General features: G+C 69.5%; 10 protein-coding genes. 5 read left to right on the forward strand and 5 right to left on the reverse strand.

The features are described from left to right. The first annotated feature begins 2 nt into the window (after positions 1-2). From thrC to N8I71_RS14275, 4 genes are all read left to right on the forward strand, one after another. Positions 3-1,388 (forward strand): threonine synthase, encoded by a 1,386-nt coding sequence (gene thrC / locus N8I71_RS14260; protein ID WP_262878679.1) that lies wholly within the window; start codon positions 3-5, stop codon positions 1,386-1,388. After that, positions 1,385-2,647 (forward strand): M16 family metallopeptidase, encoded by a 1,263-nt coding sequence (locus N8I71_RS14265; RefSeq protein WP_262878680.1) that lies wholly within the window; start codon positions 1,385-1,387, stop codon positions 2,645-2,647. The genes thrC and N8I71_RS14265 overlap by 4 nt, the downstream gene beginning before the upstream one ends. Further along, complete coding sequence (locus N8I71_RS14270; RefSeq protein WP_262878681.1) at positions 2,647-3,231, forward strand: GNAT family N-acetyltransferase; 585 nt, start codon at positions 2,647-2,649, stop codon at positions 3,229-3,231. The genes N8I71_RS14265 and N8I71_RS14270 overlap by 1 nt, the downstream gene beginning before the upstream one ends. Positions 3,232-3,321: 90 nt before the next feature. Further along, complete coding sequence (locus N8I71_RS14275; RefSeq protein ID WP_262878682.1) at positions 3,322-4,722, forward strand: FAD-binding oxidoreductase; 1,401 nt, start codon at positions 3,322-3,324, stop codon at positions 4,720-4,722. Here the strand turns inward: N8I71_RS14275 and N8I71_RS14280 are convergent. From N8I71_RS14280 to N8I71_RS14300, 5 genes are all read right to left on the reverse strand, one after another. After that, positions 4,719-5,534, reverse strand: a complete 816-nt coding sequence (locus N8I71_RS14280; RefSeq protein WP_262878683.1) for an alpha/beta hydrolase — start codon at positions 5,532-5,534, stop codon at positions 4,719-4,721. The two genes, N8I71_RS14275 and N8I71_RS14280, sit on opposite strands and share 4 nt — an antisense overlap. After that, a complete protein-coding gene (locus tag N8I71_RS14285; protein ID WP_262878684.1) occupies positions 5,531-7,486 on the reverse strand; it encodes a 3-hydroxyacyl-CoA dehydrogenase NAD-binding domain-containing protein in 1,956 nt (651 codons plus the stop codon). The genes N8I71_RS14280 and N8I71_RS14285 overlap by 4 nt, the downstream gene beginning before the upstream one ends. Before the next feature lie 4 nt (positions 7,487-7,490). Then, positions 7,491-9,200, reverse strand: a complete 1,710-nt coding sequence (metG, locus tag N8I71_RS14290; RefSeq protein ID WP_262878685.1) for a methionine--tRNA ligase — start codon at positions 9,198-9,200, stop codon at positions 7,491-7,493. Between the two features lie 78 nt (positions 9,201-9,278). After that, positions 9,279-10,502, reverse strand: a complete 1,224-nt coding sequence (locus N8I71_RS14295; RefSeq protein ID WP_262878686.1) for an MFS transporter — start codon at positions 10,500-10,502, stop codon at positions 9,279-9,281. Positions 10,503-10,654: 152 nt separating this feature from the next. Next, positions 10,655-11,287, reverse strand: coding sequence for an ImuA family protein (locus N8I71_RS14300; RefSeq protein ID WP_262878687.1), 633 nt, complete (start codon positions 11,285-11,287; stop codon positions 10,655-10,657). Positions 11,288-11,401: 114 nt separating this feature from the next. Between N8I71_RS14300 and N8I71_RS14305 the strand changes: the two genes are divergently transcribed. Continuing rightward, positions 11,402-12,448 (forward strand): aldo/keto reductase, encoded by a 1,047-nt coding sequence (locus N8I71_RS14305; RefSeq protein ID WP_262878688.1) that lies wholly within the window; start codon positions 11,402-11,404, stop codon positions 12,446-12,448. The last annotated feature ends 53 nt before the right edge of the window (positions 12,449-12,501 follow it).

A 12,501-nucleotide genomic window follows, 5' to 3' on the forward strand; every position in this document is an offset into this window, starting at 1 on the left:
CCATGCGTTACGTGTCCACGCGGGGGACGGCCCCGGAGCTGACATTCGAGGAAGCCATGCTGACGGGGCTCGCCCGCGACGGCGGCCTTTACGTGCCGGCGGAGGTGCCGGTCATGGCGCCGGGCGACATCGCGGCGCTTGCGGGACTGAGCTACGAGGAAGTCGCGTTCCGCGTGATGCGCCCCTTCATCGGCGATGCCTTCACCGACGAGGAATTCGCCGACCTGATCGCGCGGGCCTATGCCGGGTTCGGCCATGAGGCGCGCGCGCCGCTCAAGCAGCTGCAGCCCAACCATTTCCTGCTGGAGCTGTTCCACGGTCCGACGCTCGCCTTCAAGGACTTCGCGATGCAGCTGATCGGCCAGCTCTTCGAGGCGGCGCTGAAGCGGCGGGGCGAGCGGGTGACGATCGTGGGGGCCACGAGCGGGGATACCGGCTCGGCGGCGATGGAGGCGTTTCGTGGGCTGGACGCGGTCTCGGTCTTCATCCTCTTCCCCCATGGCCGCGTGTCGGACGTGCAGCGGCGGCAGATGACGACCGTCTCCGAGGACAACGCCCATGCGCTGGCGCTGACCGGCAATTTCGACGATTGCCAGGCGCGCGTGAAGGACATGTTCAACGACTTCGCCTTCCGCGACCGGGTCCGTCTGGCCGGGGTGAACTCGATCAACTGGGCCCGCGTGCTGGCGCAGGTCGTCTATTACTTCACCGCCGCCGTCAGCCTCGGCGCGCCGCACCGGGCGGTCAGCTTCTGCGTGCCGACCGGGAATTTCGGCGACATCTTCGCGGGATACATCGCCCGGCGCATGGGCCTGCCGATCGAAAAGCTCATCGTCGCGACGAACCAGAACGACATCCTGCACCGGGCGCTGAGCTCGGGCGACTACGTGCCGGACGGTGTGACGCCCTCGATCAGCCCGTCGATGGATATTCAGGTCTCCTCGAACTTCGAGCGCGCGCTGTTCGACGCCTATGGCCGCGACGGGGCCGCCGTGGCGCAGCTCATGGACGAGCTGAAGGCGGGCGGCTTCCACATCAGCCAGGGCGCGCTTCAGGCGCTGCGGGCCGATTTCGCTTCGGGCCGCGCATCCGAGGCCGAGACCTCGGCCATGATCGCGCGCGCGCGTGCCGAGATGGGCGAGCTTCTGTGCCCGCATTCCGCCGTTGGCGTCCATGTCGCGCAGGCCTTCACCGGGCCGACGCCGCTTGTCACGCTGGCGACGGCGCATCCCGCGAAATTCCCCGATGCCGTCGAGGCCGCGACCGGGATCCGTCCGGCCCTGCCGCCGCGCATGGCCGATCTCTTCGATCGGCCCGAGCGGGTGCGCCGCGTCGAGAACGATCTCTCGGAGATCGAGGCCGTCATCGAGGAGGGCGTTTTCGCGTGAGCGTCGAGCTTCATACCCTGTCCAATGGCCTGCGCATCGTCGTGGAGCCGATGCCGGGACTGCAATCCGCCTCGATCGGCCTCTGGGTCAGCGCGGGCGGACGCCACGAGCGGATCGATCAGAACGGCATCGCCCACTTCCTCGAGCACATGGCCTTCAAGGGCACCGCGCGTCGCAGCGCCCTCCAGATCGCCGAGGAGATCGAGGACGTCGGCGGCTACATCAACGCCTATACCTCGCGCGAGGTGACGGCCTATTACGCCCGCGTTCTGAAGGAGGACGTACCGCTCGCCATCGACCTCATCTCGGACATCGTCCTGAACCCCGCCTTCGCGCCCGACGAGATCGAGGTGGAGCGCGGCGTGATCCTGCAGGAAATCGGGCAGGCGGCCGACACGCCCGACGACATCATCTTCGACTGGCTCCAGGAAGAGGCGTTCCCCGAACAGCCCCTGGGGCGCACGATCCTCGGGCCCGCGGAACGGGTGCGCGGTTTCTCCCGCGGCGACTTCGACCGCTTCGTGGCCGAGCATTACGGGCCGGAGCAGCTGATCCTGTCGGCTGCGGGCGGGGTCGATCCCGGCGAGATCCTGCGTCTTGCAGAGGCGGCGTTCGGCCATCTCTCCCCGGTCGCGCTGGCCACGCCCGAGCCCGGGCGCTTCGCCGGCGGCGAGAAACGGGTGGTGAAGGATCTCGAGCAGGCGCATTTCACGCTCGGGCTGGAGGCGCCGGGTTACCGCTCGGACGACATCCATACGGCGCAGATCTATGCAACGGCCCTCGGTGGCGGCATGTCCTCGCGGCTGTTCCAGGAGATCCGCGAACGTCGCGGGCTGTGCTACACGATCTATTCGCAGGTCGGCGCCTTCGACGACACGGGCCTTCTGACGATCTATGCCGGCACATCCGGAGAGCAGATCACGGACCTCGTGAACCTGACGCTCGACGAGGTGCGCCGGTCGACCACCGACATGAGCGTCGCCGAGCTGGAGCGCGCGCGGGCACAAATGAAGGCCGGACTGCTGATGGGGCTCGAGAGCCCGTCGGCGCGGGCCGAGCGGAATGCCCGCCTCGTGGCGATCTGGGGCAGGGTGCCGCCCCTGGAGGAGACAGTATCGCGGATCGACGCGGTGACGCTCGCCGGCGTGAAGGAACAAGCCGCCGCGCTTGCTTCGTCGGGACGGGCCGCCATGGCCCTTTACGGGCCCGTGGCCTCGGCGCCCGACCTCGACCGCGTCAGGGAGCGCCTGGCTGCCTGATGTTGAGCCGCAAGCGGCACCTCCGGATCGAGACCGACCGGCTGACGCTGCGCCTGCCGCGCCACGCCGATTTCCGGAGCTGGATCGCGCTGCGCAGCGCGAGCCGCGAGTTCCTCACCCCGTGGGAGCCCTCCTGGGCCGTGGATCACCTCACGCGCAAGGCCTTCACCAACCGCGTCTACTGGGCGCAGCGTGCCATCGGGCAGGGCTCGGCGGTGCCGCTCTTCATCCACCGGCGCGCGGACGAGACGCTTCTGGGCGCCATCACACTGGACAACATCCGCCGGGGGCCCGCGCAGGCGGGAACGCTCGGCTACTGGATCGGTGCCGCGCATGCCCGGCAGGGATACATGCGCGAGGCGATCGAGGCGGTGGTCCACTACGCCTTCCGCACGCTGGACCTGAGCCGGCTGGAGGCCGCGTGCCTGCCCGAGAACGTGGCCTCGCGCGGGGTGCTGGAGAAATCCGGCTTCAAGTACGAGGGCGTGGCGCAGAGCTACCTTCAGATCGACGGACGCTGGCGCAACCACGTGCTTTACGCGAACCTGCGCTCTGACCGGCGGGGGCGCACCGATGTGGGATGAGGGACCCGGCAAAGCGGGCTTTGCCGCAGCGGGAACCGCGCGTTTTCCGGCCCGTTTCCCTCGGGGAAAACGCGGCCTAGGTTCCACCGCATGACCCAGACCCTGACCGATCTTCACGCCGCGGGCCTTCCGCAATCCGTCCTTCGCGACGCCGAGCCGCGCTACCTCGAGGAGCCGCGTGGCCGGTGGCACGGGCAGGCGTTGGCCGTCGCCGCGCCCGGCTCGACCGAAGAGGTCGCCGCCGTGATCCGCGCCTGCGCCGCGACGGGAACGCCCGTCATCCCCTATGGCGGGGGCACCGGCCTTGTCGGCGGGCAGCTGGCCGAGGGCGGTCGCCCGCCCCTGATCCTGTCGCTGGAACGGATGCGCGCCATCCGCGCGATGGACGTTGCAGCAGGGACCATGACGGTCGAGGCGGGCGCAATCCTTGCCGACATCCACGCGGCTGCGGAAGCCGAGGGGCTGCTCTTCCCGCTCACCCTCGCCAGCCAGGGCTCCGCCCGGATCGGCGGGCTTCTGGCGACGAACGCGGGCGGGGTGAACGTGCTTCGCTATGGCAACGCGCGCGACCTGTGCCTCGGGATCGAGGCGGTGCTGCCGGACGGTTCGGTCATGCACACGCTGTCGGGGCTGAGGAAGAACAACATGGGTTACGACCTCCGGCACCTCCTGATCGGCGCCGAGGGGACGCTGGGCGTGATCACGGCGGCCACGCTGCGCCTGTTCCCCAGGCCCGCCGCGACCGGGGCCGCCCTGATGGTCGTGCCGGACCCCCAGGCGGCGCTCGCGCTTCTGCGGCTGGCGCAGGGGCGCATCGGCGAGGGCGTCTCGGCCTTCGAGATCATGCACCGGATGGGCCTCGACTTCCTGCGCGAGGTGGGCCCGGAGGTGAAGCATCCCTTCGATGAGCCGCCCGAGTGGATGGTCCTGATCGACCTCGGCCTCGGTCAGGGGCAGAGCCCGGAGGACGCGCTCGAAGGGCTGTTTGCCGAAGCCTTCGAGGAGGGTCTCGTGACCGACGGCCTCGTCGCCCAGTCGCAGGCGCAGCGGGCCGAGTTCTGGACCCTGCGCGAGACGATCCCGCTGGCCAATCGCCGGATCGGCGCGGTCTCCTCCCATGACATCTCGGTGCCGCTGGCCGCCATCCCCGGCTTCATCGACGCAGCGCCGGGGCGGCTGTCGGCGATCGGCGACTACCGGATCAACTGCTTCGGGCATCTCGGCGACGGGAACCTGCACTACAATGTCTTCCCCCAGAAAGGCCGGACCCGCGCCGACCACGAGGACGAGCGCAAGGCGATCAAGGCCTGCCTCCACGACCTCGTCCACGAGATGGGCGGCTCGGTTTCGGCCGAGCACGGGATCGGGCGTCTGAAGGTGGACGATCTCGAGAAATACGGCGACCCGGCGAAGCTCGCCGCGATGCGGGCGATCAAGGCGGCGCTCGATCCCAAGGGGATCATGAACCCCGGCGCGGTCCTGCGCGCCTAGTCCAGAAGCGCCCGAACGAGGCCGCTTGCCGCATCGGACAGCCCCTCGACGATCGAGAAATGGTCTTCTCCCGGCAGGTAGGCGTCGGCCACGTCGCCCCCCTTCAGCCCCCACGCCTCGGCGATCAGGCGGGTCTGGCGCAAAAGTTCGGGCCTCTCCTTCGCGCCGACGTGGAAGCGGACGGGAAGGCCCACGCGCGGGGCGTGCAAGGCGGGGCTTTCGGCCTCGGCCTCCCCGGCGTCGAGGTGCAGCGCCGCGTTCATTTCCGTAAGCAGCAGGGGACGCAGATCGTGGATGCCGCTGATGGACAGGACACGTGCAAGCCGCGCCGCGACTGCGGCGGGCAGGGGCGTGTCCGCGCAGGCCATGCGGGACACGAGGTGCCCGCCCGCCGAATGCCCCGCAATGCGGACCGGCCCGGCCACATGCTCCGCTGCCGTCGCGATGGCCGATGCGACCTCGCGCACGATGCGGGAAACCCGTGCCTCGGGGGCGAGCGAGTAGCTCGGCATCGCCACGGCCCAGCCTTGCGACCGCGCCCCTTCGGCAAGGTGGGAGAAGAGGCTCCGGTCCATCCACTGCCAGTAGCCGCCATGGACGAAGACAACGAGGCCATGTGCCGGGCCCGATGCGGGCCGGAAGAGGTCGAACCGGTTCCGCGCGCCCGGCCCGTAGGCAAGGCCGAGCTCGGCCACCCCCTCGGCGAGGACCGCCTCGCGGTAGGCCTGCGCCCGCGCCGCCCAGAGGTCGGGCAAGCCGTCGCTTCCGGGAACGTAGCTCGAATTGTCGAAGGCGTCGGTCCAGTCGATCATCGTCGGGACGCCATGAACATCGGCCCGCCGCGCCAGCGGGGGAAGCCGTAGCCGTTGATCATCACCACGTCGATCGCCTCGAGCGAGGCCGCGATGCCTTCGGCCAGAAGCGCCGCGCCTTCGGCCTGCATCACGCCGAGAATGCGATCCATGATCCGTTCCGCGTCGAAGGCCTGCCGCGCGATCCCTTTCCGGGTCGATTCCGCCTCGATCAGCGCGGTCACCCACGGATCGACCGCGCCCCTGGGGTCGTCGGTGTAGTCGTACCATCCGCGCCCGGTCTTGCGTCCAAGCCGCCCCGCCTCGCAGATGCGGTCCGCGATCTCGACATAACGTGCCGCCGGGTCCCGCGTCGCGGCCTGCCGCTTGCGCATGGCCCAGCCGATGTCGAGCCCGGCGAGGTCGGCCATCTGGAAGACGCCCATGGGAAAGCCGAAGTCCCGCATCGCGGCGTCGACCTCGTGCGGCAGGGCGCCGTCCTCCAGCATGAAGTCCGCCTCGCGCCGGTACGCCGACATGACCCGGTTGCCGATGAACCCGTCGCAGACACCGGCGGGCACGGTGATCTTGCGCAGCCGTTTGCCAAGCGCGAGGCCCGTGGCGAGCACGTCCGGCGCCGCCTTTTGCGTCACGATCAGTTCCAGCAGCTTCATGACATGCGCGGGCGAGAAGAAATGCAGGCCGATCACGCGCGAGGGGTCGCGCGTCCCTGCGGCGAGCGCATCGATGTCGAGATAGGAAGTGTTGGAGGCGAGGACGGTATCGGCCCGCGTCACCCGGTCGAGCTCGGCGAAGACGGCGCGCTTCACATCCATGTCCTCGAACACCGCCTCGATCACAAGGTCGCAGTCGGCGAGCGCGCCGTAGTCCGCCGCCGCAAGGAAGGCCGCCCCGGCCGCCTCGCGCCCGCCGGACGACAGAATGCCTCGCGCCGCGCTGTCGTCGAGAATGGCGAGGACGCGGCCCCGCCCGGCCTCGGCCGCCTCCTCGTCGCGCTCCACCATCGTGACCGACAGTCCGGCGAGCAGGCACGCCGCCGCGATGCCCGCCCCCATGGTGCCGCCCCCGACGATGCCGATGCGGGACAGCGGGCGGGCCTCGGCACCTTCCGCGCGGGCGATCCGCGAGACGCTGCGCTCGGCGAAGAAGACGTGGCGCAGCGCGGCGGATTGTTCGGAGTCCCTGAGCGCGACGAAGGCCTCCCGTTCGGCGTCGAAAGCCGCCTGCGCCTCCATCGCCAGAGCCCGTTCCACGGCCTCGATGCAGGCCACGGGCGACATCTGCCCGCGCGCCTTCCTGCGGATTGCGGCCTTCTGCGCCTCGAAGCCCTTCGGGTCGGAGGGCGGGATCGCGTCCCGTTGCATCAGCGGGACCGGCATATCCCGGTCGGCCGCGTCCAGTGCGAAGGCCCGCGCCTCTTCCAGAAGGTCGCCCGTGGCGATGCGGTCGACGAGGCCGGTTTCGGCCGCCTGCTCCGCGCCCACGGGCTTGCCGCCTGCGATCATGGCAAGCGCCCGGTCCGCCGGCACGATCCGGGGCAGCAGGACCGTGCCCCCCGCGCCCGGGATGATCCCGAGGTTCACTTCAGGCAACCCCAGCTTCGCACCCCTGGCCGCGATCCGGTGCGAGCAGCCGAGCGCCACCTCGAGTCCGCCGCCGAGCGCGACGCCCGCGATGGCCGCGACGACCGGCTTGGTCACGCCATCGAGCATCCGCACCACGTCGGGCAGCGAGGGCTCCCTCGGCGGCAACCCGAATTCCCGGATATCGGCGCCCGCGATGAAACTTCCGCCTGCGCCGATCACCACCGCGGCGCGCACGTTCTCGTCGGCCTCGATCCGCTCCACGGCCTCGGCCAGCCCCTCGCGGATCGCCTGGCTCAGCGCGTTGACCGGCGGGTTCGAGAGAGTGACGGTCGCGACCCCGCCCTCGATCTCGACGGTGACGCCCATCGCCTCAGGTCCGGACGCCCGAGAAGCGCGCGGCCCACTCCTCGCGGTCCTCGTCGGCGATCTTGGCGAAAAGGACATCCGGCACCGTGAACGGGTGGCCGCCGGGAAGCGCATGAAGTGCCGCCTCGGCGCTGTCCGGCCAGGTAGGTTCCACCCCCATCGCGCCCGCCATGGTCGCGGCGGCATCGGGGATGAAGGGGGCCGACAGCCCGGCATAGAACGGGATCAGGTTCAGAGCGAACCGCGTGATCGCGGCGGCGCGGTCGGGGTCTTCCTTGAACACCGTCCAGGGCCCGGCGGCCTGCAGGTATTCGTTCCCCGCCACCCAGATCGCGCGAAGCTCGGCCGCCGCCTTCCGGACCTCGATCGCGTCCATGTGCGCTTGGTAGCGGTCGAGCCGCTGCTGCAACTCGGCGATGAGTGCGGTTTCCTGCGGGCCGTAGGTGCCGCCCTCGGGCACCACCTCGCCGAATTTCGAGCGGCAGAACTTGGTTATGCGACTGACGAAGTTTCCAAGGACGTCGGCGAGGTCCTTGTTCACGTCCTGCTGGAAGGCTTCCCAGGTGAACTCGCTGTCGGAGGTTTCCGGGGCGTGGGACAGGAGCCACCAGCGCCAGTAATCCGGTGGCAGGATCTCGAGCGCCTGGTCCATGAAGACCCCGCGCCCCTGCGAGGTCGAGAACTGGCCGCCGTCATAGTTCAGGTAGTTGAACGACTTGATGTAGTCGACGAGCTTCCACGGTTCGCCCGAGCCGAGGATCGTCGAGGGGAAGGACAGCGTGTGGAACGGTACGTTGTCCTTGCCCATGAACTGGACGTAAGCCACGTCCTCGGCGCCCTTGTCGGTGCGCCACCAGCGTTCCCAGTCATCGCCCTTGCCCGCATCCACCCATTCGGCGGCGCAGGCGATGTACTCGATCGGCGCGTCGAACCAGACGTAGAAGACCTTGCCCTCCATGCCGGGCCAGTCCTGATCGCCCTTCTTCACCGGGATGCCCCAGTCGAGGTCACGCGTGATCCCCCGGTCCTGAAGCCCGTCGCCGTCGTCGAGCCATTTCCGCGCGATGGACGTCGTCAGCACCGGCCAGTCGGTCTTCGAGTCGATCCACTCCCTGAGCCGGTCGCGCATCGCCGACTGGCGGAGGTAGAGGTGCTTGGTCTCCCGCACCTCGAGGTCGGTGCTGCCCGAGATGGCCGAGCGCGGGTTGATGAGGTCGGTCGGGTCGAGCTGCTTGGTGCAGTTCTCGCACTGGTCGCCGCGGGCCTTGTCGTAGCCGCAGTTGGGGCAGGTCCCCTCGATGTAGCGGTCGGGCAGAAAGCGGCCGTCGGCGTTGGAATAGACCTGCTTTTCGCTCACCTCGCGGATCAGGCCGGCCTCCGCCAGCTTGCCCGCGAAATGCTGCGTCAGCTTGTGGTTCTGCGGGCTGGAGGAGCGTCCGAAATGGTCGAAGCTGAGGCGGAAACCCTTCCCCAGCCGGTCCTGGACCTGCCACATCTCGGCGCAGTATTCGGCCACGGGCTTGCCCGCCTTGGCCGCGGCCAGTTCGGCCGGCGTCCCGTGCTCGTCCGTCGCGCAGAGGAACAGAACCTCGTTGCCGCGCGCGCGCATGTACCGGGCGTATAGGTCGGCCGGAAGCTGGGAGCCGATGAGGTTTCCCAGGTGCTTGATCCCGTTGATGTAGGGGATCGCCGAGGTGATGAGGATGCGTGCCATATGCCCTTGTCCGCCGCTTGGTCTGCGCGAGACCTTCCGTTTAGCGCCACGAATGGACGGTGGCCAGAGGCCGAAGCCTCAGTCCCCGCGCGGGGCCCGGCGGAACACGCGGCCCACCTGGAAGGATGTGCGCGGGATCCAGACATAGGGGCCGCGCGTTTCCGCCGAGGGACGCCGGCGCATCCGCCAGAGTCCGAAGACCAGCAGACCCACATGGGCCACGGCGATGAACGAGAACAGAGCGCCCGGCCCGTAGGCCGCGATCAGGCCCGAGGTCACGAGGGGCGCGAAGATGGCGCCGAGTGCGTAGAAGAACATGAGTGCCGCGCTCAGTTCCACGCGCTGGCCGTCCTCGGCCCAGTCATGGGCGTGCGCCGCCGAGATCGAATAGATCGGGAAGGTCGCCGCGCCGAAGACGAAGGCCGCCGCGAAGATCGCGGTGATCCCCATTCCCGAGCTGCCCAGCGTCACCCCGCAGGCGAGGATCGATGCGATCGAGAACCAGATCAGGACCCGGCGGCGGTCGTTGCGGTCGGCGAGCCAGCCCGCGGGCCATTGCGCCAGCGCGCCGCCCAGGACGAAGGCGGCGAGAAACAGCGCGATCTGGTTGGCTTCGAGGCCGACCTGCGTGCCGTAGAGCGGGCCGATCATGCGGAACGACGCGCCCGAGACGCCCGCCACGATCACCCCCGCCACCGCGAGCGGCGAGAGCTGCCAGGCGAGGCCGGGCCGCAGCCTCGGCGCGGTTCCCGTGTCAGGCTGCTGCGCGCGCGTCAGCGTCAGGGGCAGAAGCGCCGCGCAGCAAAACAGCGCGAGCAGGTTGTAGGAGATGTAGGAGGCCGGAGCGAGCACCCCGATCAGGAGCTGCGCGGCGAGAGATCCGCCGGTGTCCACCATCCGGTAGACCCCCATCGCACGGCCCCGCGTCTCGTTCGTGACCTTGGCCTGAAGCCAGGCCTCGATGATCGTGTAGCACCCCGCGATGCAGAGCCCCGAGGCGACCCGCATCAGCGCCCAGGCATAGGGGTCTATGACCATCATGTGCGCGAGGACCCCGATCGCCCCCATCGCCGTGAAGGCCGCGAAGGCGCGCGAATGTCCGACCGACCCCATCAGCCGCGGCGCCCACCAGCAGCCAATGAAGAAGCCGAAGAAATGCGCCGACCCCAGAAGGCCGATCTGCCCGGTCGTGAACCCCAGTTCCGTGCCCGAAAGCACGTCGAGCGGTCCCACCCCGCCCGAGGAGAGCTGCAGGAGGATGACCGAGAGGAACAGGGCCGCGAAGGAAATCAGAAGGCGCATGGGGCCGGAACAAGGACATGAGTCGGTGTGTCCGACCAAACCGGGACAGGGCGGGATGCGCTAGCCCCTTTGCGCCCGGACAGGGTCGTTTTGTGCCGGTGGCGTCCGGCCGGGGGTGCGCGTGGAGACGCAATCGCGTGGCGCGCCCGCGTTCATGCGGGCTCCGCGGCCCGCATCTCCAGCGTCGCGGCACCGTCCGGCCTTCGCACCACCGTCCATTCCCCCGGGGCGGCATCCCGCGCCCTGAGCCGCGCAAGCCGCCAACCCGCCGTCGCCCCGCCGCCGGGCGCCGGGGTGTATGCCGGGTCGAGCTTCCAGCGCGTCTCGACGCCGGCCGCCCCCCCGTCCCCTGGCGTGAGCAGAAGGCCGAGGGGCGCGCGGCCCGTCCGCTCCGCCCCCGTCTCCGCCGCCAGGTGCAGCCGTCGCACCGGCGTCAGTCCCGGAGGATCGGTCAGTTCGGCCACCACGAGCGGCACGATCCCCGCGCGCAGCGCCTCCTCCATGGACCAAAGGATGTCGTCGGCCCGCGCCGGCTCGACGAAGAGCAGCCGGCCGGGCTCTATCTCCTGCCGCGCGCCGGCCATGTGCAGCCTGTCGGGATGCCATGCCGGACGGATCCACAGCACCGGACCTTGCGTTTCGCGCGCCAGCCACAGCGCCAGTCGCCGGCGCGCGGGCCCGCAGGCCTCGTGCGCCCGGCCCCCGGCCAGCCGGAAGCGCCCCAGAAGCGGGACGGCCGGCCGGTCGCTGCGGTGCGAGGCGCGGGTGATGCGGGTCAGGTCCATGTGGTGGAGTATATATGTTCACTTTATGTTCTCAAGTCGCATCTCGCCTTCCGCCTTGCCCTCGCCGCACGGGCGCCTAAGGTCCCGCGAACGTCAAGAACAGGGGACAGATCCATGCGCCGCATTCCGCTCGGCTCGACCGACCACATGATCACCGACTACTGCCTGGGCACGATGACCTGGGGCAACCAGACGCCCGAGGCCGATGCGCACCGGCAGATGGACATGGCACTCGAGGCGGGGATCGACATCGTCGACACCGCCGAGATGTACCCGGTGAACCCCGTGAGCGCCGAAACCGTGGGCGTGACCGAGGAGATCATAGGGCGCTGGAACGCGAAGAACCCGGGCCGCCGCGGCGAGTACACGCTGGCGACGAAGATCACCGGAAAGAACGCCGGTTTCGTGCGGCCGGGGCAGGACATCACCGGCGCGACCTTCACCGAGGCGCTCGACGCCTCGCTCCGCCGCCTGCAGACCGACCACGTCGAGGTCTACCAGCTACACTGGCCCAACCGCGGCAGCTACCATTTCCGGCAGAACTGGACCTACGACCCGTCCGCCCAGGACAAGGCCACCACGATCGCCCACATGATCGACGTTCTCGAGGCCGCCGAGGCGGCGCGAAAAGCGGGCAAGATCAGCTACTTCGCCCTGTCGAACGACAGCGCTTGGGGCGCCGCCCAATGGCTGCGGCTGTCGGAGGAGCGCGGCATGCCGCGGGTGCAGTCGATCCAGAACGAGTATTCGCTTCTCTACCGGCTCTACGACACGGACCTTGCCGAGTTGGCGGTGAACGAGAAGGTGACGCTGCTGGCCTATTCGCCGCTCGCCGCGGGATTGCTGACGGGCAAGTACCAGGGCGACGTCACCCCCGCCGGAAGCCGCCGCGAGCGCAGTCCCGAGCTTTTCGGCCGGGCCACCGCGCGCGCCTTCGAGGCAGTGGACGCCTATGGCGACGTGGCGCGCCGCCACGGGCTCGACCTCGTGCACATGGCGCTGGCCTTCACCGTGCAGCGGCCTTTCCCGGTCTCGACGATCTTCGGAGCGACCACGTCGGAGCAGCTCGCGCATATCCTCGCTGGCCTCGACGTGACGCTCGGGGAAGAGGTGCTTGACGATATCGCGGCCGTCCACAAGGCAATTCCGATGCCGTACTGACACGAAGCGGGGCCTGTGGATCGATTGAGGACGAAGGTTCGAAATCCATTAGC

Source organism: Roseicyclus sediminis, from assembly GCF_025515305.1.
Taxonomy (GTDB): Bacteria; Pseudomonadota; Alphaproteobacteria; order Rhodobacterales; family Rhodobacteraceae; genus Roseibacterium; species Roseibacterium sediminis.